General features: G+C 40.2%; 19 protein-coding genes. 5 read left to right on the top strand and 14 right to left on the bottom strand.

Going from position 1 to position 21748, the window contains the following annotated elements:
- Positions 1–596: 596 nt before the first annotated feature.
- Both BLS33_RS24775 and BLS33_RS04655 read left to right on the top strand, forming a co-directional pair.
- A complete protein-coding gene (locus BLS33_RS24775; RefSeq protein WP_176801319.1) occupies positions 597–767 on the top strand; it encodes a DUF6747 family protein in 171 nt (56 codons plus the stop codon).
- A gap of 334 nt (positions 768–1101) precedes the next feature.
- Positions 1102–1509 carry a response regulator gene (locus BLS33_RS04655; RefSeq protein WP_089885820.1) on the top strand — a complete coding sequence of 136 codons (408 nt, stop codon included), beginning with the start codon at positions 1102–1104 and terminating at the stop codon, positions 1507–1509.
- A gap of 73 nt (positions 1510–1582) precedes the next feature.
- Here BLS33_RS04655 and BLS33_RS04650 read toward each other — a convergent pair whose 3' ends face one another.
- The 6 genes from BLS33_RS04650 to BLS33_RS04625 all read right to left on the bottom strand — a co-directional run bounded on the left by BLS33_RS04650 (position 1583) and on the right by BLS33_RS04625 (position 7678).
- Positions 1583–1837, bottom strand: a complete 255-nt coding sequence (locus tag BLS33_RS04650; protein ID WP_089885816.1) for a hypothetical protein — start codon at positions 1835–1837, stop codon at positions 1583–1585.
- A gap of 148 nt (positions 1838–1985) precedes the next feature.
- Positions 1986–3227: an Nramp family divalent metal transporter gene (locus tag BLS33_RS04645; protein WP_089885813.1), complete on the bottom strand. Its 1242-nt coding sequence runs from the start codon at positions 3225–3227 to the stop codon at positions 1986–1988.
- Between the two features lie 3 nt (positions 3228–3230).
- Positions 3231–4442 (bottom strand): N-acetylglucosamine-6-phosphate deacetylase, encoded by a 1212-nt coding sequence (locus BLS33_RS04640; protein ID WP_089885809.1) that lies wholly within the window; start codon positions 4440–4442, stop codon positions 3231–3233.
- Positions 4443–4467: 25 nt separating this feature from the next.
- On the bottom strand, positions 4468–5301 hold the full coding sequence (locus BLS33_RS04635; RefSeq protein ID WP_089885806.1) for a 3-keto-disaccharide hydrolase: 834 nt from the start codon (positions 5299–5301) through the stop codon (positions 4468–4470).
- 1 nt (position 5302) lies between these two features.
- The gene (locus BLS33_RS04630) at positions 5303–6295 is read right to left on the bottom strand and encodes a Gfo/Idh/MocA family protein (RefSeq protein WP_089885803.1); all 993 of its coding nucleotides are present in this window, start codon (positions 6293–6295) and stop codon (positions 5303–5305) included.
- Positions 6296–6322: 27 nt separating this feature from the next.
- Positions 6323–7678: a Gfo/Idh/MocA family protein gene (locus BLS33_RS04625; protein ID WP_089885800.1), complete on the bottom strand. Its 1356-nt coding sequence runs from the start codon at positions 7676–7678 to the stop codon at positions 6323–6325.
- A gap of 367 nt (positions 7679–8045) precedes the next feature.
- On the opposite strand from BLS33_RS04625, the gene BLS33_RS04620 reads away from it, so the two are divergent.
- Complete coding sequence (locus BLS33_RS04620) at positions 8046–10859, top strand: TonB-dependent receptor (RefSeq protein ID WP_089885797.1); 2814 nt, start codon at positions 8046–8048, stop codon at positions 10857–10859.
- A gap of 20 nt (positions 10860–10879) precedes the next feature.
- Here the strand turns inward: BLS33_RS04620 and BLS33_RS04615 are convergent, their stop codons facing one another.
- From BLS33_RS04615 to gndA, 4 genes are all read right to left on the bottom strand, one after another.
- Positions 10880–11356, bottom strand: a complete 477-nt coding sequence (locus BLS33_RS04615) for a nucleoside deaminase (RefSeq protein WP_089885794.1) — start codon at positions 11354–11356, stop codon at positions 10880–10882.
- A gap of 118 nt (positions 11357–11474) precedes the next feature.
- Positions 11475–11825, bottom strand: coding sequence for a ribose-5-phosphate isomerase (locus BLS33_RS04610; protein WP_089885788.1), 351 nt, complete (start codon positions 11823–11825; stop codon positions 11475–11477).
- Positions 11826–11892: 67 nt separating this feature from the next.
- Positions 11893–14121, bottom strand: coding sequence for a tetratricopeptide repeat-containing hybrid sensor histidine kinase/response regulator (locus BLS33_RS04605; RefSeq protein WP_176801318.1), 2229 nt, complete (start codon positions 14119–14121; stop codon positions 11893–11895).
- 185 nt (positions 14122–14306) lie between these two features.
- Positions 14307–15719 (bottom strand): NADP-dependent phosphogluconate dehydrogenase, encoded by a 1413-nt coding sequence (gene gndA, locus BLS33_RS04600; RefSeq protein ID WP_089885781.1) that lies wholly within the window; start codon positions 15717–15719, stop codon positions 14307–14309.
- A 461-nt stretch (positions 15720–16180) separates the two neighbouring features.
- On the opposite strand from gndA, the gene zwf reads away from it, so the two are divergent.
- Both zwf and pgl read left to right on the top strand, forming a co-directional pair.
- Positions 16181–17713: a glucose-6-phosphate dehydrogenase gene (gene zwf, locus BLS33_RS04595; RefSeq protein WP_089885778.1), complete on the top strand. Its 1533-nt coding sequence runs from the start codon at positions 16181–16183 to the stop codon at positions 17711–17713.
- A 140-nt stretch (positions 17714–17853) separates the two neighbouring features.
- A complete protein-coding gene (gene pgl, locus BLS33_RS04590; protein ID WP_089886244.1) occupies positions 17854–18582 on the top strand; it encodes a 6-phosphogluconolactonase in 729 nt (242 codons plus the stop codon).
- Here pgl and BLS33_RS04585 read toward each other — a convergent pair.
- From BLS33_RS04585 to BLS33_RS04570, 4 genes are all read right to left on the bottom strand, one after another.
- Positions 18563–19108: an acyl-CoA thioesterase gene (locus tag BLS33_RS04585; protein ID WP_089885775.1), complete on the bottom strand. Its 546-nt coding sequence runs from the start codon at positions 19106–19108 to the stop codon at positions 18563–18565. The two genes, pgl and BLS33_RS04585, sit on opposite strands and share 20 nt — an antisense overlap.
- A gap of 3 nt (positions 19109–19111) precedes the next feature.
- Positions 19112–19477 (bottom strand): 6-phosphogluconate dehydrogenase, encoded by a 366-nt coding sequence (locus BLS33_RS04580; RefSeq protein ID WP_089885772.1) that lies wholly within the window; start codon positions 19475–19477, stop codon positions 19112–19114.
- Positions 19478–19521: 44 nt separating this feature from the next.
- A complete protein-coding gene (rmuC, locus tag BLS33_RS04575) occupies positions 19522–20865 on the bottom strand; it encodes a DNA recombination protein RmuC (RefSeq protein WP_089885769.1) in 1344 nt (447 codons plus the stop codon).
- 65 nt (positions 20866–20930) lie between these two features.
- The gene (locus BLS33_RS04570) at positions 20931–21632 is read right to left on the bottom strand and encodes an ABC transporter ATP-binding protein (protein WP_317039833.1); all 702 of its coding nucleotides are present in this window, start codon (positions 21630–21632) and stop codon (positions 20931–20933) included.
- Positions 21633–21748: the final 116 nt, after the last annotated feature.

The following is a 21748-nucleotide window of genomic DNA, read 5'->3' as shown; positions in this document are numbered from 1 at the left end:
AAGATCAATTGATGATGGAGAAAGGAATCGACCGAGCGTAGTCTTTTGCGATATACGGATCTCTTTGTGGAATTCTTTTTAAGTAAAAAATGAGCGTAGCGTAAGATGGTATAGCCGTAGGGTGATTCTTTGATTTCATTTTAAAGTAAGAAAAATCCTATTCGACTACAGTAAGTTGTAATCTGTCGAAAAACTCCCGAACTATCTCGATATCCGCCGTAATTTTACAGTATTGTTAGACCCCAAATCTATTTATCATGAAAAATTTTGAAATAATAATTCCCTCGATTTCCTTTTTAGCAGCGCTAATTTGCAGTGTTAGTTACCTATATTTTGCCTTTGACACAGTGTATTCGACTACTGGGCAATTCTTATAAGAAATATGTTGCGAGTTTTTATGACCTAATAATGGTTATTCTATTCGCAGTAATTTATTGTAGTTATACAGTAAACGAAGGTTTAAACAGCAATATTAGGTCACAAAGAAATGGGCTAATCACATATTTATAACATTCCTTTCGTCAGTTAAATAGCTGACATTATAAAAAATAAAAATTTAGATAATACCAACACTTAACCTTTAAAATATCAATACTATGGAAACACTACAAAACATAAGAACGATTTATAATGATGGTTTTAAAAACTTGGGTAGTATGATTGTTAAAAACTATTTCAAGGTATTCGCTTGGTTCGGTTTCGCTATGTATGCCGTGGTACTTTATGCTTTCGTATTTCGAGTAGCGACCGGTTTTTCTTTTGACTAAGATTTCATACTTTTTGTTTCATTTCTATAGAACTCCCTGAGGTACAACCTCGGGGAGTTCTGGTTTAACTAATTGTGGAAAGTAGATTTAGTAATCAATATTTTGAATATCTAACTTTGAAAGTTATTAGATAATATTATATTTAATCGTTTATTTCGCAATCTTAAATTAATTAGGATTTTTCTTTATGAATGTAGGTAACTACAACCAAAAGTTCAAGTATCTTCGTATATCCTAATGTATGGTATAACAAGAATATGCATTATTGTATTTTAATTAAATCGAGGCCTTTAAGAAGAAGAACTAAAATAGCCTCAATCGATGATTTGACAATATGAGTAAAATTGAAGATTATAAGGGCATAGATGTGCTTTTAATAGAAGATGACCCCATTGCTAATTCGTTAGTCACCATTGCCCTCAGACAATTGGGTGTAATAGATGTGAATGCTGTGGAAAACGGATTGGAGGCGTTGGAGTTTCTTGACAGTAATAAGCCCGACCTTATTTTTTTGGATATTAATATGCCTGAGATGAACGGATTTGAATTTTTGAGCTTTATTGAAGAGAATGATTTTATTCTCGAATCATCGATAGTCATGCTGACCTCCTCGGTTCTTACACGTGATAGGACAAAGGCTTTGGGTTTTTCAAGTGTGGTGGACTACATTGAAAAGCCCATGAATAGGGATAGAATGGAAAGTTTGTTGGTTAAAATAATGGAAAAGAAAGAATCAAAGTAATCTATTAGAGTTATTTAAATCTGGCTATGTAAATGACAGGCTGAAAAGTGGCCCTGTATTTTCTTCCTTTAATTTACCTGATACTTTCTAGTTTCCTTAGAAAACGATTACTCCCTTTTTCCCAATCAATTATAAATCTTCGAAGCCGATCCCTTTTCAAGAAATAATACGGTTTCCTGGTGCCGTCGCAAAATCGTTTTAGGGTATTGGGTGCCGATTTCATCATAGAGGGTGGCACGCGCACTACAGCTGCCTTTCTTTCATCGGTAACCGCACAGCTAATGGCCATGCCGCCCACAATCGCCGGTATGGTCAAGATAAGGTTCACCGAACCTTTCTCTGCATGGCCTCGTTCAATTTATACTGTACGAAATCGGCGGCCGCCACACCCATTTAGGAGGGTTCACCGTAAACAGATACTTTTAGTTTATCAACGGTCAACATGTTTTTTATTCTTTATCCTCATAGAGTATCCGTTAAAAAGAATCGGTAAGTGCGAAATAGGTTGTAATCAATGAGAATAAAATGACGGCGACGATGCCAACGTTCAACTTCGTACTGGCGGTATATTGGTGCATCAGCTTTTTCCTATTGATCAGTATAAAAATCGGAATCGCTACTGCCGGGAGTATGCACGCCTGAAATGCCTGTGAAAATACCATAAGGGCCGGGGGCCTTTCCTCTAGGAAAACGGTACCGAAGGTGAAAAGTAGCGCGATAAAAATAAGCCATCGCGACAGTGGCGAGTGTATGTCCCTGGGCGTTCCCCTATAATCCGCCAATAACCATGGCGCTATCAATACTATGGGGAAGATGGTCGAAAGACCTGCCCCGGCGATACCGATGATCAACATAAATGCCGCGGCCTTGCCACCGATCGGTTCGAACAGCTCGATCATCTCGACGGTATTGTCGAGTTTTAGCCCTGATACATAAAGTGTACCGGCGGCAACGGCCATGATTACCCCGCTCAAGAGCAGCATCATTGAGGCCGATACCAACGAATCTTTTTTCTCCTTTTTCAGGTCGTCGATGCCCCATCCCTTTTCGGCGACCACGGTACTTCGCATAATAAAGACCGCAGCGGAACAGGTCGTACCTGTTATGGCGGCTATAAGTCCCATGGCTCCGGGCGTATTCGGTATGCTGGGGATGGCCCCTTGGGCAATCGTCATCAAGTCTGGCTTCACCATGATAAAAACCACAATGAAAGAAATGCCCATAAGTACCACCAATACCGTCAATATTTTTTCAAAGAGCTGGTAACGGCCGAACCATAATAAAAAATAAAGGATGATCGAGAAAAAGAGGATGATCCAAAAAGTACTGACAACGAGTCCGTCGAAGGCCAGTCTTATGCCTTCTTGCACCAGGTCGGCAACAATGCCCATGACCCCCATCAATGCGAGCAATTCGCCAATAATCAAGGCAATGATAATATATAGGGAAAGCATCCAACCGTATTTGAACTCGCTCTTAAAATTAAACAGGGCGGTCCTTCCGGTGACTAAGGTGACCTTCCCGTAGGTAACCATAAGTACATAGGTGAATATACAAGAGAGTATAAGTGCCCAAAAAAGGCCCATACCGTGTTCAGCTCCCGTTTTCGCCATGGTGGTCACACTTCCGGTGCCGATATTATAGCCGATCAAGAAAAGGCCAGGTCCGATAGCACTTAGTGCTAGGATAATTTTTTTACGTACGGATTTATTTTTCATAAGTTAATCTTGGGAGTATACCAGTTGCCCTGCGACATAGGTCTTTTTTATTGTCATTTGGTTGTTTTCCATCGTAAAAACGATAAGGTCGGCGCGTTTTCCCTGTGCTATGCTCCCGATATCCTCTAGTGCAAAAAGTTCGGCGGGGTTGGTGCTTGCCATCCGGATGCCTTCTTCCAGAGTACATTGGGTATAGTCCATTATGACGCCGACACATTTGCTGATGGGCGAGGCTGCGCCGGCCAATACATTCTCCTTGGGCAGTTTCACCACGTTGGGTGTCAACAACAAGGTGCGCTCACCACGGGTGTACTCACCGGGGGGCAGGCCTGCCAAATCGAGTGCATCGGATACCAGTACGGTGTTCTCGACGCCCTTGGCCTTATAAAAACTACGAACCTCTTCCTTGGTCAGGTGGAAACCGTCGGCAATGATACTGGTCGTTATCGCATCGTTGGAGAGCTGCGGCCATAAGGGATTATGATGCCGGTTTATCTCGTTGGCGCAACCGTTGCCCAGATGCGTGGCCATTTTCGCTCCTGCATCGACTGCTTCTTGAATATCGGAGGCCGAACCGTTATGGTGGCCAAGGGATACGACGACACCGCTATCGACACATTTTCTGATAAATGGGATGGCGCCCTCGAGCTCCGGGGCCAAGGTAATCAGTATGATACCGTTATCGGCCGCTTTTTGCATGGCCTGGAATTCTTTCCAATCGGGATTCTTGATGTATTTTTCCAAATGCGCTCCACGGAAGCCCTTTATCGGGGATATATAGGGACCCTCGAGATGGAATCCGGGAATCGACATTCCGATCTCAGGATCTTTTCTGGCCTCGGCCAAAATGGCAAAATTTTTCTTTATTAGGGCAATGTCACTGGTTATAATCGTCGGGAAATAGGAAGTCACCCCGGCCTTCCAAAGTGCCTTGGTCGCCTTTTTGACTCCTTCGACGGTAAGGTCGGGGCCTGAAAAGTCGACGCCCATATAGCCATTAATCTGTACGTCGATCAAGCCTGGGGCGACATACGATTTGGAATCGGATTCGTTGTCCACGGTCCGTTCGATACCGATAATCCTATCCCCGGAGAGCGTAACGGAGACCGCACCGCCATCTGAATAAAGTATGCCTTTTACCATAGTATTATCTTTAGATTCAAAAGGTGTCAGAAGCACCGTGCCGGCAAAGAGTAGTGTAGCAAAAATTTTCATTTTTAGGGTTTTGATTTATACCTGATTATTTTGAACTTGGTGTTATCTCACGGATTTTTATGTTTTTAAACCAAGCATCGTCTTTATGATTTTGTAAGATGATATGTCCGCTACGTTTATCTATAAAATTCTGATAATCGACGTATTTACTTAACCGGAATAATGAATCTAGCTGTTTCGAGCCGAATTCGTATTCCAATACTTTTAAGCCATTCAACCAATGTTCCGCATGATTTCCGTCAATAAGAATACGGCTAGAATTAAACGTTCCTACGGGATTGGTCTTGGCGTTTTGAGGAGGAATCATATCGTAAAGACTACCAGAATATTGCGACGATTTCAACTTACCTGCATAAATAGTGTCGGTATCATCGAGTAGTTGATATTCAAATCCTAAAGCGGAGTGTCCTGAACCGTACTTTTGAGAGAGGTCTTCAGAGACATTATACTTAAGTCCTGTATTTCCCGCCTTCAATATTTTCCACTCAAAATACAGTTCGTAGTTCTCAAATGTTTGAATAGTCATCAAATCACCACCTTCAACAGCCTTTCCGTCTGGTAATGGTAGTACTTCTTCACTATTCAACTTTCGTATGGTACCTTCCTCGATTTTCCAAAGTTCATTTTGAACATGATCGCGCCCCATACCACGCCAACCGTCGAAAGTTTTTCCATCAAATAACAACTTCCAACCTTCATTTACCTCTTTATCCGAAAGGGTATTGTCTTCGCTGTGGGATGTTTTATGTGCTATGTCCTTTGACTTTTTTTCGCGTTTTTCTTGACATCCGAACAATACTAGGGTTATGGATAACATTAAAAAATGAGAAAAGGTCGTTTTCCGTATGTTCGAAATCATATTAAGCCATTACAGTTTCCCATTTTCCTGAGTTTGAGGAATTATAAAGTGCCTCAAGTACCGCTATGCCATGTACAATACTTTCATGACTTCTCGGCTCGACTCCGGTTTCAAACATTTTTACCATATCGATATAGGTTTTGTCCGGGTCCACTTTCTCTACACGAGGTTTTAATTCGACAATGCCTTCATCGGTCTCGATAAAGGTCTGCCAACCGTATTTTTTAGAAGTAATTATCAGTGTAGCCATCATTCCATTTTCAAAAACTAAGCTGGCAGAACTATTCAAGTTATCTTTCTCATTTTTATTTATTCTGGCCGAAACTACTTTTTCGTCGAATAGATAAATAAGAGGTTCGACCATGTGCACGCCATAAAAATAGAATCCTCCGTAGATGGAGTTGAGGTCTGCTTTGCCGTAGCAGGTTACTTGGTTAATGTCTTTTATTTCGTCGACTTGTTTTCTCATGTCTTCGGTAGCATAGCTATGTGCAATAGAACTGTAAGAGGTGACAGGTGTTCCAACGTCTCTTGCCATTTTAAGAAATTCTTTCGCTTCTTTGCTGCTAAAACAAAATGGCTTGTCGATAAAAGTAGGGATGCCCGCCTTGACAAAAGGAGTCGCGGCTGCGAGATGCATATCACCACGTCGATGATCTACAATCAGGGCATCTATCTTGCCCATCATATCTTTTTGGTCCTTTACAATAATGGGGATAGCTCCCTTTTCTTTGGTTACTTGGGCAAATTCATCTTTTTCCCCCCAAATATATTTGACTTCGAATCCTGGAAATGCCTTATCCACATTGAACATTTTTCCAAAATGTATCGAATGCGAGTTTTCTGCCCCAATTATGCCTATGATTTTAGGTTTTGCCATTGTAGTATTTTTTCGCTTTAGTTGTGAAAATATCGGTACAGGTAGTGACAATGCCAAAGTAGACAATGCACTGGCCTTGCCGATTTTTTTAACGAATGATCTTCTTGATTTCATATATATTGATGTGTTGTTAGAATGTCTTTAAGAAAGTTTCATTTCCCAGCCAGGTTCGTATGAACGGCTCCATAGTTTCTGTGCATCGGCATCATCAATGATATGCCCGTTTTCAGGGTTGATTTCCAATGAGCGCCCGACGCGCTGTGAAATGTTTCCTAGCTGAACTAACAAGGTACTTTTGTGACCCGAATCAATATCGGCGTGTAATTTGGTTCCATTTTTAATGGCATCGAACATGTTTTGAATGTGATAGGCATCCAAATTTTTTGCAGGATTACTTTTATTTCTGGCATCGATTTCTTCACTTGGTTTTACATCTTTTACGACCGCACCATCTAAATCAAAAATAGTATGACTGTCACCGCTGGGAATGAATAGACTTCCATTTTCACCATAAAAGATTACTCCTACGGAGCTTCCTTCAATTTTTTTGCCATTACAGCTTCTACCTTCCCAAGTCATTGATAAATCATCGCCGAAATCGAGATTGATTACTTGGGTATCGGGCGCTTCCCAATCATCTTTATACCGATATCGTCCGCCATTCGAGCTAACTTTCGTAGGGTAGTCAACGTTCATGCCCCAACGTAAAAGATCGATCATATGGGTGCCGTTGTTCAAGGCCTCCCCGGTTCCCCAGTGCCAAAGCCAGTGCCAATTATAGTGTACGATGTTGTCTTTATAGTTTTTTCGGGGAGCGGGTCCTTGCCAAAGGTCCCAATTCAGCCAATCGGGAGCATCTATTTCTTTGCCGACCCCGATCGAGGCGCGGTTGTTGGTGTACCAAGATTTGCCAAAATATACCCGGCCTATAGCGCCACTTTTTAAAGCTTCGATACCGGCGACCACATTGGGCCAAGAGCGACGCTGGTTTCCCATCTGTATGACTTTGCCGTACCTCGAGGCAGCGCTGACCAAAATTTCACCTTCGTTGGGGTTATGACTACATGGTTTTTCGACATATACGTGTTTTCCGGCTTCTAAGGCTAACAAAGAAGCAGGGGCGTGCCAATGGTCAGGAGCGGCAATCACCATAGCATCAACATCTTTACTTTCCAATGATTTTCGGAAATCTTCAAATGTTTTTACCTTATTGTCCTGGCGTTCGTTGACTGCGGTCAAACATTTCGTTATGGCCCTGCTATCTACGTCACAAATATGAATAACATTACAGTTCTCTTGACTCGCAAAGTTTTGGGCCAGCGCATTTCCACGACTGTTTACACCCATCATAGAAACATTGATTTTTTTGTTGGCTCCGATAATCTGACCATAGCTTTTGGCCGTGAACCCGGGCAATACGCCACCAGCGACGAATAGTGCCGAACTGGCAGCGGTTTTCTTTATAAACTTGCGTCGTGAATTCTCATTTTTGCCCATCCCTTTACTTTTTATATTTATTCTAATGAAATTGGTGAGTAACCTATTAAATATCTAATAAATTAGCTTGAAATTTATGTATTTTTTTGGCTTTAAGCTATAAATATACTCAATTAGTTTTGTGTGTTTTTTGCGGAATATTCAATTAATGTTATCGATTACAATTTTTAAAAACGGTAGTTGGAAGTGTATGAAGTTGTAACCCAAATATTTATCATGGTTCTTTTAAAATTATGAAGGAAATGCCCTTAGTAAAATTTTTATATGACATTATCGTGCTTTAGTACGAACAGATAGAATTAATAGCTACTCGGGCAAGGCTAAAAGGATTAGGCTTAATATATTTGCTTTCTCAATAGGAATTAAGATGAGTCGGAAGATTATTTTTTTGTTTGTGATAATTTATGGGTTGCAAAATACACTTGTGGCCCAAGTATCTGTGAAAGGGGACGTTAAAGATTTAAGGGGAGAGCCTTTATCGGGAGCCCATGTATCGTTACAACCTTCGAGTCATTTTAGCATTACTGATTTACAAGGAATTTTTGAGATACCCAATGTTGCCGCTGGCAACTATGTTTTGACAATAACCTACCTCGGCGCCAAAACTTACCGTGATAACGTTATAGTGGGAAAGGAAGAATTGAATCTTTCGTTTACTTTGGAGGACGATTTGCTAAATCTGCAAAATATTGTGGTAACGGGAACTTTTGATCCACGAACGCAACTAGAATCGAGTACGGCAATCACCACTTTAGAGTCTGAAGCCCTGCAGGAAACATTTCCCCGAGGTACGGCAGACCTGTTACAAGCTATTCCCGGAACCTTTACCGATCCTTCCGCCGGCGAAGTCTTTACTAAGGTATATGCTCGGGGCATATCCGCTTCCGCCGAAGACGATACGGGATGGTATTATGTTTCTTTGCAGGAAGACGGTCTTCCGGTGAGCTTGGTGCAACATTCCTATTATTCCCCTGAAATCTTTCAACGCGTCGACCTGACAACAGAAAGGGTAGAGGCAATTAGGGGTGGAAGCGCAGCTATTACTGCTCTTAACGGCCCTGGAGGAATCTATAATTTTATTTCACGTGGTCCTCAGGATCAATTCGGTGGTGAAATACAGCTTCAAGGAGGTGTACAGGGGGAGGGTAATCCACTGTACCGAATTGATGGCAATGTTGGAGGGCCATTGGGCAACAACTGGTTCTTTAATGCGGGTGGTCATTATCGACATGATGATGGTGCTCGAAACGTTGATTTCACTTTTAGCAAAGGAGGACAGTTTAGGGCAAATGTTATTAAAAAAACTAAAAGCGGCTATTTTAAATTCTATGCCAAGGTGTTGGATGATTTCACCAACCGCTGGACAGGCGTTGCAGCAACGGATTGGAATGACCCTAAAGCCGCATTTGGACAAGATTTTAATACAACGGCTTTATTGATGCCCAGTTTCGAGGCTAATGTTCCCGATGGCCGACGACTCGATAAAGGAGCCACAAATAGATTTGACCCGTCTCAAGGGCTACATGCCCAAGATAGGGCCTTTGGAGTTGATATATTACAAGACCTAGGCAATCAATGGTCGTTAAGGTTTGCAATAAAATATGCACATAAAAATGCAAACTGGCAGACTTCCATTAGCAATGCTTTTGTTTCTTTGAACGATCCCTTGGCTTACTTTATAAGTGGGGCACAGTTTCCTATTGGGCAAGTAGTTTTCAACGATGCACGATCAGGAGTCGAACTCGCCCGTTTGGATAATAGTGGAATTTTGGCAGGTGAATCGATAGAATACCTGGGGCAAGGCACTTTGTCCAATGACGCAATTATGGGTACTGCTTCTTGGTTAAAACAGAATAGCACAGATGAGCTTGTCAATCAATTGACTGTGCGAAAAAAAGCCGAAAACCACGATTTGACCATGGGTCTGGCCTCTGGTTTTGCCGATACATCATTGTTTACCCAGGGTAGTTTCGGTTATGTTACGTATGAACCGAATCCCCGAATGTTGCAAGTGACACTTGAAAACCCGGGGGAACCGGTTCTTACCTTGTCCGACACACATGGTTTAAGTAATTATGGGGGATTGTTTTACGATGTTTCCCAAGCCGATGTGAGACAAATGGCGGCCTTTCTCAACGACCGATGGGAAATTCAAGATGGGTTGCACCTTGATATGGGCCTACGCTATGAAACCATCGGACACAAAGGATCTAAGGATCGGTCAGCGCCTTTTCAAAAGGACGGGGGATATGATGGAGATCCAACCACAGCCTATGATAATAGCATACTCACTTCTACAGGGGAGCAAGATACGTTTGATTATACCTACGGATACCTTTCTTATTCAGCCGGACTTAATTATCGCTTGCGGGAAGAAGCGGCTATTTTTGCCCGTTTTTCTTCGGGAAACAAGGCTCCTGAACTGAATTATTATTTTAATAACTTTTCAAATGTTCCGATCAATCAAAAAGGAGAGGTTCAAAAAATTAAACAAGCCGAAATTGGTTTGAAATGGAACCAAAAAGATTTTTCCTTTACCACTACGGCCTTTTGGAGTCAATTAAAAGATATCGGAATCGCCAGTTTTGAATTTGATTCAGATGATGGCAGTGTTTTTTACACTCCGGTGCAATTCAATAATTCAAGAACTTTGGGCTTGGAGTGGGAGAGTGCCTATTCGCCCATTTCAGCACTGACTTTTCGTTTTAACGGAACCCTACAAAATCCCATCGCTACGAAATGGACCGTCTATGATGCTGGAGGTACGGTAGCTACAGCCGATGATAGTACCACTGACTTCTCTGATAATCTACTTCCTTTTAATCCAAAATTGATGTTCAATCTTAGTGCGGAATACCGTAAAGATAGATTTAACACCTTTCTAAAATGGCAGTTTATGGGAGAACGGGAAGGCAATGTCGCCAATGCATTTCAATTACCGGCCTACAGTATTTTTAATTTAGGAATGGGTTATGCCATTAATAAACATCTTTCAGCAGATGTATTGGTAACTAACCTTTTTAATTCCGAAGGTTTGGCAAACTTTTTTGGCGCCAACAGCTTTGGTGCAAGTGCCAATGGGGCAACACATGAGTTTATCCAAGATAACCCGGATGCCAGTTTTGTAGTGGTTCCGGTATTACCGAGAGGAGCTATTTTGAAATTAGGATATCGCTTTTAGATTATTTGGATGACATTTTTTTAATACAGGGTTCGGTCATTTTTAGCGTCCCAAGCTTTGAAAACAGTAAGAGCTTCCTTTTGTGAGATTTGTTGGAAAGGAATTTTTCGATCAGCCATACCGACCTTAAGTTCGTCGTAAATAAATTGATCATCAAAGTTAATATTGGCGGCATCTTGCCGATTACAGCCATAAACGACACGGGCGGGTCGTGCCCAATAGATGGCTCCCAAACACATGGGGCAGGGCTCACAAGAGGTATAGATGGTACAGCCGTCAAGCTGGAAGGAGTTCAGTTTTTCGCATGCCTTTCGAATGGCTACCACTTCGGCGTGTGCGGTGGGGTCGTTCTTAGAGGTAACATTATTGTTGCCCTCGGCAATAATCGAATTGTTTTTCACGATGACCGCTCCGAACGGACCTCCTAAATCATTGTTCATTCCCTCCTTTGCTAACTGTATAGCCCGTCTCATAAATTTTTCGTCATCTGATGTCATCTGATTAATTTTATGTTTTATTAAATTTTTTCCTTGATTATCTTGATTGACACTTAAAGTAATAATTTACAAAAATAAAGAAGCTATTCTTTCGAAGACATTATGGCGCTAAATAGATTCAATTAAACCAGACGGCATACCGTTTTCGACGTAATTCGAGTGCCAAGGTTTTTTCCATTTCAAGGGCCTCGGCCCATGTGTTTAGAGGCTTGATATGATTATAAAGACTAGGACGTAGATATGACCCATATTTTTTGACAATAGCCGAAGATAGATTGTAACCTTTTTTATTGATGTAACCTGATTTATGCTGTTCGAATCGTTCTTTGGGTGTTTTACTGGTCATGCCTACATATAAACATTCAAGTACTCCGTTAAATTGTGGATTTGCTTCACGAAATCGCCTGTGCTCTGTAAATACCTTTTTAGATAGTTCTATGACATAAATATGATATTGAGTCTTAGACATTACGTTATCAAATAAGTTTGAAGGATATGAGTAAGCGATTTTTCAATTGAAAGGGATTAATTTGACTTCAAAGGGTTTTACTCTTTTCGGTCGGAAGATTTTTAGCAATAATTTTTATAAATTCAGATCTATCATAGGGTTTGTGTATGATATCATTTATACCCGAATTCTTTATTTCCGCTCTCATTTCATCTAGTTCAACAGCCGTTAGCGCTATTATAGGAATGTTTTTATCAAATTTCCGTATCATAATTGCAGCCTCCATCCCGTTTATTTCGGGCATATTGATGTCCATCAAAATTAAGTCATATTTATATTTTCTGCTCATTTCTACCGCCTGCTTTCCATCATTGGCGAGACTTGATTTTACGTTGTACTTTTCTAATATCTTTTGAGTTATTTTTTGATTTATTTTGTTGTCGTCTACTATCAAAATATGTTTATTGCCGCTTAATTTAGTTTGGTCGACATCATCTGACTTATTATTTTGATCGTCACTTTCTTTGGTCTTCTGGTTGTTTTTCTTCAGATTTATTGAAAAGTTGAACTCAGAACCGTGTTCTGGGGCACTTTTGAGATGAATTTTACTGTTGTAAAGTTTCAATAACTTTTTTACTATGGCCAAACCGAGTCCGGTTCCTTTATAGCTATGATTTGCATTTTCGACCTGTGTAAATTCATGAAATATTACTTCTTGCTTATCAATAGGAATGCCCGGACCATCATCCTTGATTGTGAAACTGGTTTTATAGAAACCTTTCTTTGAAACCGATATCAGGTTCAAGGCTATCCATACATTTCCTTCTTTCGTAAATTTCAGGGCATTTCCGACCAAATTCATTAATATTTGAGAAAGCCTTACGGGGTCGCCAATTAATGAATTAGGTATGTTTCTATCTATTTGAATGTGCAATTTGTTTTTGCTTTGCTTCAATCCATATTCAAATGAACGTGTAATGCTGTGGATTAATGTGTCTAATTTATAGGGAGTTTTTGATAATTTTATTGCTTCGGCATCCATTTTACTGATAAGCAAAACTTCGTTTATCAGAGCCAATAAATAATCTGCCGAGAATTTAAGTGACTCGAGATCTTCTTCATAAGCTTTGAGCTCGGGGTCTTCTTTTAGAAGTGTCGAAATGCCTATTACTCCATATAATGGGGTACGCAGTTCATGACTAACCGTTGAAAGAAACTTGGTCTGCACTTTTGAAAGTTTTTCGGCTTTCTCCTTGGCAACGATGAGCTCTTCGTTATAGTTTTTCAGATGATCGATATATTTTCTTCTTGTTCTGAAAAATAAGAAAAAACCAAACAAGGCGATTAGAAGAATTACCGTAGCTATAATCAGAATAGTGGTAAGGGATTTAGATTTTGAAATAAGTTCGTCAGAATATTCTTTTTCCTTTATCGCTGTCTTCAAATCATTTTGAGCCTGTTTCACATCAAATTTCGCCCTAGCTTTCTCCGTTTCTTCTATTTTCTCTAACGTATATGCCTTTTGTTTATAACGGTTGTATTTCTTTAAACTTAAAAAGGCATTTTTAGGTTCATTTGTTTTGTAATATACATCTGCCAAGTTTTTATAAACTTCGATGGCTATGTCAGTAATGGAGTCTTTGTCTATTTCCTCTGTAATGGATTCAAGTTGCCTTTTTGCCCGAACATAGTTTTTTTTAGCGTAGTAATATTTCCCGTATAGTAGTTCTATATAAAGTTTATTTAGGGGGTCAATTTTTTCCTTTTCAGAAATTGATTTCGCTTTATTTAATATGTCATATGCTTCATCTAGCTGGTTATTATCAATATAGGTCCAAGCCAAACTGATATAAATAAGATAAAGCTGGTCTAAGTCTTCTAGTTTTTCATTGATGGCAATACTTTCTTTGAAAAACCGTATTGCTTGATCATAGGTTCTTACGTTGTCAGAATATAGAATTGCCAGATTTAAAGAGCCCCAAGCAATAAGACTATCCGATTTTGTGGCCTTTGCTATTTCCAGCGCTTTTTCAGAGAATATTCTGCCTTGTATGCTATCATCGGTTTCAGAATAGATTCCTCCTAAAATATCGTATGCTAAAAACCTATGGTAATCATCGTGGTACTCCTTACTTTTATCAATGAGAGTCGATGCGTATTTAATGGCATCTTTGTAATTGTACGCCTCGTATGCACGGTTTGATTTATCTATAAGTGCACGTAGCGTGTCTTTTTGGTAATTAAGAATATTTTGCCCAGATAATAGCGGTATGTTGAAAACAAAAAAAAGTAAAATTATGAATCCTTTGATTTTCATTAGGGGGCGATTGGGCATTCATGAAACAGCGATGATTCGACAATTCGAAACAGCTAAGATAGTAATTGCTTTACTATTTGATGAGAGCTTAGAATGTAGTAACCTTTCTAAAGGCTGAACATGACATTTCAGAGAATCAAAAACGGCGCATATATGCGCCGTTTTTGTTATGTGAGTATATCCAATTATTTTTCCCATTCCGTATGAAAAACACCTTCTTGATCTAAACGCTCATAGGTGTGCGAGCCAAAATAATCACGTTGGGCCTGAATCAAATTTAGAGGTAACCGACTTGAGGTGTATGCATCAAAATAGGTAAGAGAGTTGGAGAGGCCAGGTAATGGTATTCCATTTTTTGCCGCATAAGCCACCAACAGCCGAGCAGAGCCAACCGTACTTTTGACTTTTTCTACAAAAGAAGGTGAAAGTAGAAGGTTTGGTACATTTTTGTCTTTTTGAAATGCTTCTGTGATATCGGCCAAAAGACCGGCACGAATAATACAGCCTGCACGCCATATTTTGGCAATAACAGCAATGTCCAATTCATAACCATATTCTTTAGAAGCATCTCCCAATTGATGCAATCCTTGGGCATAGGTGACGATAAACGAGAAGTACAGGGCCTCTTCTGCTATTTTAACCAATTCAGATTTGTCAATGGCCTCAGGAGTAGGACGGTCATAAAGCTCGTCGGCTTGCACCCGTTCGTCTTTCAATGCCGAGATTTCACGCATGCTTACCGCAATATCAATGGAAGGTATCGGAATACCCAAATCCATCGCATTTTGAGACGTCCATTTTCCTGTGCCTTTTTGTTTGGCCTTGTCTAGAATTTTATCGACCAGACGACCATCACCTTTGTCATCTTCTTCTTCGAATATTTCAGAGGTTATCTCTACTAAGAATGACTGAAGGCGGCCTTTGTTCCATGACGCAAAAGTTTGATGTAATTCATCATTGTCCAAGTTTCCGGCCTTTTTGAGTATATCATAAATTTCAGATGTCAACTGCATCAGTCCGTACTCGATGCCATTATGCACCATTTTTACATAGTTTCCGGCTGATTTTGGGCCTAAATATGCGACACATGGTTCACCTTTATACTTAGCAGAAACAGCTTCAAAAATGGGCTGCACCTCTTTATAGGCTTCTCGGTTTCCGCCGGGCATAATACTGGGGCCTAATCGAGCACCTTTAGCACCGCCCGAAACTCCTGCACCGAAAAAGTGAATGCCTTTTTCTTGTAAATAAGTTTCCCGTCGGTCGGTATCGGTAAAGAAAGAGTTGCCGCCATCGATAATCAGATCATCGGTATCTAAATGCGGTAATAAGCTTTCTATTACGGAGTCTACAATTTTACCTGCAGGTACCAAAAGCATTATTTTTCTGGGTCGAGCCAATGATTGCACAAAAGTATTCAGGTCTGTTGTTGCATCGACTTTCTCTAAATCACCTCCTTCTTTTTTTAAGGCATCGACTTTTTCAGTGTCAAGGTCATAGCCAAAAGCCTTGAAACCATTGTCGGCGACATTCAGTATAAAGTTACGCCCCATTACTCCGAGGCCGACCAATCCAAAATCGTAATTGTTATTTTTCATACGTTTTAATCCTTAATTTATTACTTGAATAAAACTATTATTCATTTGTCGCTATGCCATGAAACATCTCGACGACTTTTCAATATTGTTATAAGCGGTACCGTTGTTTAAATTTTTGAAATTATAGAGTTACAACAGTAGTACAATCAGCACTATCATTTCGATATGATTAGTACCTACAAGAGATATTCTTCGCTCAGAAAAGTGCCATCATCAACGAGCCAAAGTGTTTCAAGTTCAAAAATATGGTAAATAATCAATTTTGCACCCATTCTTTGATGAAACTCCACGAGCTTGACGATATTTGGAAACTGCTTTGAAATAGTCCAATTATTTTTTTTTGTCCGTTTTAGCGACTAACTTCGTTGAAATTTTTGCGCAATTTTTATCTAAGGAAGATGCAAAAATTTTAACAATTCATTGCTAAACAAACGCCAGGATTTTACGACCTATAAGAACACATGAATAAAACAAATAATCAAATGCTTATCATTTTCGGCGCATCGGGTGACTTGACCGCCAGAAAATTGATTCCCGCACTCTTTAATTTATATAAAGGCGGACACCTACCGGAAAAATTTGTGGTACTCGGCGTAAGCCGTAGCGATTTGAGCGACGGTGAGTTCAGAAAAAAGGTGGTGCATGAAAGTGAATATTTAAAGGAAAGTGTAGGTAAGGAAGCGAACAGTTTTATTGAAACTTTTGCCAACAAGCTTTTTTACGAAGATTTAGGAGACGATTACGATACCAATTACCATCGGCTAGAAACGAGAATTTCAGACTTAAATACAAAATATGGCACCGATGATAATTATATTTTCTACTTGTCGACGCCTCCCAGTCTTTATGAGGTTATAGCCAAAAACCTTTCTGAGGAAGGGCTCAATAATGAAGAAAAAGGTTGGAAACGCTTGATTGTAGAAAAACCGTTTGGATATAACCTCGATAGTGCCCGCAAGTTGAATGAGGGGTTACATAATTATTTTCAAGAAACGCAGATTTATCGCATTGACCATTATTTGGGAAAAGAAACAGTACAGAATTTATTGGTGACTCGTTTTGCCAACAGTATTTTCGAACCATTATGGAACCGTAATTATATTCATCACGTAGAGATTACCAATGCAGAAAGGGTTGGGGTTGAAAAAAGAGGTGGTTATTACGACAAGTCGGGAGCGCTGCGCGATATGTTCCAAAATCATTTGTTGCAAATCGTATCATTAGTGGTCATGGAACCACCAATAGGTCCTGGAGCAGAGGAAATTCGTAACGAAAAGGTAAAAGCCTTGAAATCGTTGCGCAAGATGACCGATGAAAAAACATTATTTGATAATACTATTCGCGCCCAATACGTAAGCTCGGTAATCGACGGCGAAAAGGTACCGGGTTATCGGGAAGAAGAGGGGGTAGACCCCAATTCGACCACCGAGACTTATGCGGCCATTAAGTTCTTCGTTGATAATTGGCGCTGGGCAGATGTACCATTTTATGTGCGTACGGCAAAGCGTATGCCTACGAAGGTGACCGAGGTTGTCATCCATTTTAAATCGCCCCATCACCAAATTTTTAAAGATTCGGGAATGGATAGTAAGGATAATAAATTGATCATACGTATTCAGCCAGATGAAGGAATTTTGATCAAGTTTGGAGTGAAAGTTCCCGGGCAGGGCTTTAAGGTAGAGCGCGCCAATCTTGATTTTTACTATTCCAGTTTGGTGGAACAGCATGTGATGGAAGCCTATGAACGTTTACTCTTAGATGCTATGCAGGGTGATGCTACGCTGTATGCCAGGGCCGATGAGGTCGAGGCGGCTTGGGAGTTTGTCGATCCTATTTTAGAATACTGGAAAAACGGGAAAGATGTAAAAACATACGGATATTCCGCCGGGGTTTGGGGACCGAAAAACTCCGATGACCTAATTGATGGAAACCATATGTGGAGAAATCCGGAAGAGCAATTGGCTGATGATCCTGGATTTTGCGTAATTTGTTGATAATCAATATTATTTGGGTGGTCTGGTTTTGTGATTGAATGCCGGTCCTTGCAATGATAGATGTACGCTTCGGTGGCTTTAGTATTTAGTTGCCTCCAAAAACAACGGGAATGTTAACCCGTGATAACACCAAAAAAAGAATGCAATTACATATTTACGATACAAAGCAGCAGGTAGCTGAAGCATTTTCAAAATATTTAACAGAATTTATTGCTTCACGACCAGCAGTGCATATGGCACTTTCAGGAGGAAGTACCCCCAAAATTGTTTTTGACAAATTGGCCACTGATTATGCAACATCCATCGATTGGAAAAAGGTGCACTTGTATTGGGGCGATGAACGTTGCGTTGCGCCGACGGATGATGATAGCAATTATAAAATGACGGTTGAGCATTTGATTTCCAAAATTGACATTCCCGAAGAGAACATCCATCGGATTAAAGGTGAAAGCGACCCTCAAGAAGAAGCGCAACGTTATGGGAAGGTATTGCAAAGTAAATTGCCAAATGGAGCCAACAAAATTCCTCAATTTGATTTGGTCATCTTAGGTATGGGTGATGATGGACATACGGCTTCAATTTTCCCCCATGAAATCGACTTGTGGCACTCAGATGCCAATTGTACGGTAGCCATTCACCCCGATTCTGGACAAAAAAGAGTATCGATAACGGGAAAAATAATCAACAATTCAGAAGCTGTGGCCTTTTTAGTGACCGGTGAAAGCAAGACCGAAAAAGTACAAGAAATTATCAACAAAACGGGAGATTTTGAACAATATCCCGCCAGTTTGGTTGCTCCTGAATCGGAAAATCTACATTGGTTTTTGGATGCCGCCGCTGCAAAAGGGATTACCTCAGGGAAAGTTTGATGTTTTCTCCTTCTAAAAATTCCATGTGTTCTTCAATCTTAAATTTGGAAGAATCAAATTGGGTATCTCTTGAAAAGGCTTCCTCTTTTCGTCGTTTGCTTCGTGCAAAGCGTCTGGCGCCTTCTGTATTCTCTACCAACAAACCAGGTATGGTCATACCTTTTCCTTGCTCGTCTTTGGCGACCATTGTAAAATAGGAAGAATTACAATGGCGCTTGGTACCTGTGGTAATGTTTTCAGATTCTACGCGTACCCCTACGACCATTGAGGTCCTTCCCGTATAATTTATCGAAGCTTTCAGCGTAACCAGTTCGCCCACTTCGATAGGATGTAGAAAATCGACCCGATTTACCGAAGCCGTTACGCAATAGCGTTGCGAATGTTTTGAAGCACAGGCGAAGGCAATCTGATCCATAAGGTTTAAAATATGACCTCCATGTACCTTTCCCCCAAAATTGGAATGGGAGGGAAGCATCAGTTGTGTAATCGAAACCTTTGATTCATGTGCTGTTTTAAATTCTTCCATGCTTTAATTTCTAAAATGTGGTGAACTTTCCTTTTGTACGTCGGTTACAAAGTATTTGCTATCTCCTAACCAGAAGAATGTAGCGAAACGTTCAGTATAGTCAACCTTTACGTATTCCCCTTGATACTCCTTTAGCTTTTCAATAACATCTCGGTCTTTATCCAATACGGAAAAGGAGAATATTTGCGCTCCCGAGATGCCTTGGCTTATCTCTCCTTCCCAAGTTTTAATAATTACTCCCTTGTTGCTTACCTTGATCAATTCTCCCGAACGTACCCCTTCGCTATACGGTACGAAATAGATAAAGGCGTAGTATAGTGCAAGCAGTGCCATCAAACTTCCAATTACGATAAATAGTATTTTTTTCATATAAAAAGTATAAGTACTTTATTTCTAACCAACCTCAAAACCAATTATGAGTTTTCCTCGATTTCTTCAAAATCGTCTTCCTTTGCACGCTTTAAAACAGATTCGGGAATGGATTTTTTAGCTTTAGCGCCCATTTTCTTCAGCTTTTCGATACTTATAACAATATTCCCGCGACCTTCGACCAACTTATTCATCGCCCCCTTATATTCTGATTTTGCTTCATCCATCCTTTTGCCCACCTTGGTCAGGTCAGATACAAATCCCTCGAATTTATCATATAAAGCACCGGCCTGACGTGCAATTTCAATCGCATTTCGCTGTTGCTTTTCGTTGTTCCACATACTATCGATAGTACGTAGCGTGGCCAAAAGCGTCGATGGGGTGACAATTATAATGTTCTGCTCAAAAGCTTTGTTATATAGTGTATTGTCATTGTTTATGGCAATTGCAAAGGCAGGTTCTATGGGCACGAACATCAATACAAAATCAGGACTTTCCATTTCGTACAAATCCTCATATTTTTTGGCGGATAGCTGGTCCACATGTTTTCTCAAGGAATTGATATGATCTTTCAGGAATTTATCCCTTAAGTCATCTTCGGCGTTTACAAAACGTTCGTAATCCGTAAGCGAAACTTTAGAATCGACAATCATTTTTTTGCCATCGGGCAAGTTGATGATTACATCGGGAAGTACCCGTGAGCCGTCTTCACGTGTGAAACTCTGTTGCACGGAATATTCTCGATCTTTTTCAAGTCCTGATTTTTCAAGAACCCGTTCCAATACCAATTCGCCCCAGTTGCCTTGCATTTTGCTATCTCCTTTTAAGGCTTTGGTCAAATTTTCTGCCTCTTGGGTAATTTTTAAGTTCTGGGTCTGCAAATTTAACAGCTGCTCTTTGAGTGCGGAATGAATACTTATATTTTCCTTTTGACTTTCTTCGACCTTCTTTTCGAAAAGTTGAATTTTTTCGTTTAGGGGAGTAAGAATGTCTTTGATATTCTTTTCATTGCGCTCGGTAAACTTTAAACTCTTCTCTTCCAATATTTTACTGGCCAAATTTTCAAACTCTTTTGTGAATTTTTCCTGTAGTTTTTCTACTTCTTCTTTTTGTTCCCTGTTTTTTAACTGTAAATTTTCCAAATCGGCCTGATACCGAACAATTTGATTGCCCAATTGTTCCTTTTCGGTCTGTAGGTGCAATTTATGCTCTTCCGCATCGCGCAACCTTCCATCCAATACATTAAGATTGTTATGTAATTGTTGCTCCCGTTCTTCAAGTGCGCTTTGGCTTGACTTGGTTTTTAAATTTTGGATATAATTTCCAAGAAAATAGCCCAATACGAGGCAGACTAATCCAATTAAAAGATATATCAAATATTCGTTCATTTAGCTTCTATAGTGTTTGGAGTAAAGATAAGCGTTTGACTTTAAAAATGGGATATCGCCTTTGGCTACTTTTCTATCCGAAAAGAACCAGTCTTGGCATCGAACGAAACCGTGTCAGCAGGAAATAAACGTTCAAAAGCCTGCTGCTCGATAAGTTCACAGGGTTGTCCAAAGGCATGTGCCGTAGTGTCAAGTAAAAGCATGGTATCACACAACTGTATGGCCATTTCAATTTCATGACTGGTAAAAACAACTGTTTTTTTAGTCTCGAAGGCTATGGATTTCAGTACTTTTAAAATCTTTACTTTGTGGTAAAGGTCGAGGTGGGTTGTGGGCTCGTCTAGCAATATAATGTCGGTATCTTGGGCAAGTGCCCTCGCGATCATGGCACGTTGCAACTGGCCATCGCTTAGTTCGTAACATTTTTTATGCTGAAGGGTTTCCAACTCCAACATCCAAATAGCAGTTTTTATTTTTGATTTATCGTCTTCGGTCAAGGTACCTATCCAATTAGTATAGGGTTGTCTTCCCAAAGCCACTAACTCTTCTACGGTCATGTTCTTTGAAGCGATGGGCTCGGTCAATACCAGACTGATTTCTGCAGCCAAGGCCATAGCGTTATAGTTTTCAATATTTTTTCCATTAAGAAATACTTCACCCGATAATTTAGGCTGAACCTTTCCTAAAGTCCGCAACAAGGTCGATTTTCCTGCACCATTAATGCCCACTATGCCCATAAGCTCACCCTGACCCAAAGAGAAGTTAATGTTGGAGGCAACATTGGTCCGCTCTTTTTTGGTTTGGTACCCGACCGTCAGTTGACGGGCTTCTAAAACGTTATTTTGAGATTTGTCGTTAATTGATTAAAAATTTATAAGGTTAA

Origin of the sequence: Kriegella aquimaris, assembly GCF_900103215.1 — a bacterium.
Classification (GTDB): domain Bacteria; phylum Bacteroidota; class Bacteroidia; order Flavobacteriales; family Flavobacteriaceae; genus Kriegella; species Kriegella aquimaris.
The sequence above is the reverse complement of the archived record's forward strand: the minus strand, read 5'-3'. Positions and strand labels throughout refer to the sequence as shown.